Here is a 645-nt window from a genome sequence, read left to right on the forward strand (position 1 = left end):
GGCCTCGTCGGGGCCGAGCCCGCCCAGCGGCAGCGGGACGCCGCCGGTGCGGACCAGCAGGTGGCGCAGCCGGCTGCGGCTGGTGACGATCGCGACCGGGGCGGGCTCGCTGTCGGTGGCCGGCGGGTCGGGCAGCAGCGGGACGAGCTGCTCGGGGGAGGCGGCGTCGTCCAGCACGACCAGCATCCGTCGGCCGGCGATCAGTTCGCGGTAGCGGCGGGCGCGGTCCTCGGGTTCGGCGGGCAGCGCGTCCGGGGCTTCACCGAGGGCGGTGAGGAACTCCCCGAGCACCTCGGCGGGTTCGCGCGGCCCGTCCGGGTCGAAGCCGCGCAGCTCGGCACGGAGGACGCCGTCCGGGAAGTAGGCGTCGCCGCACCGGGCCGTCCACTGCCGGACCAGGCTGGTCTTGCCGACCCCGGCAGGGCCGGTGACCAGGATCGGGCGGCCGTCCCGTGCGGCGGGCAGCACCTGGTCCAGCCGGGCGAGTTCGGCGTTCCTGCCGACGAACCGGCGGTCGGCGGCGGGCCGGGCGCCGAACGGGGCGGCGGCCCGGCGCAGTTCCGGACCGGGTGGCCAGGTGAGCCGGGCCACGGCGCGCTCGTAGCACTCCCGTGCCTCGACGCTCCGCCCGTCCTGCTCCAGGCA

General features: G+C 78.1%; 1 protein-coding gene. It reads right to left on the reverse strand.

The window, feature by feature from the left end; all coding sequences use genetic code 11:
* The coding region (locus KS423_RS46810; protein WP_224285696.1) for an AAA family ATPase at positions 1-645 on the reverse strand (645 nt) is incomplete at both ends.

It is taken from the genome of Streptomyces sp. LS1784 (genome assembly GCF_020103755.1).
Taxonomy (GTDB): Bacteria; Actinomycetota; Actinomycetes; order Streptomycetales; family Streptomycetaceae; genus Kitasatospora.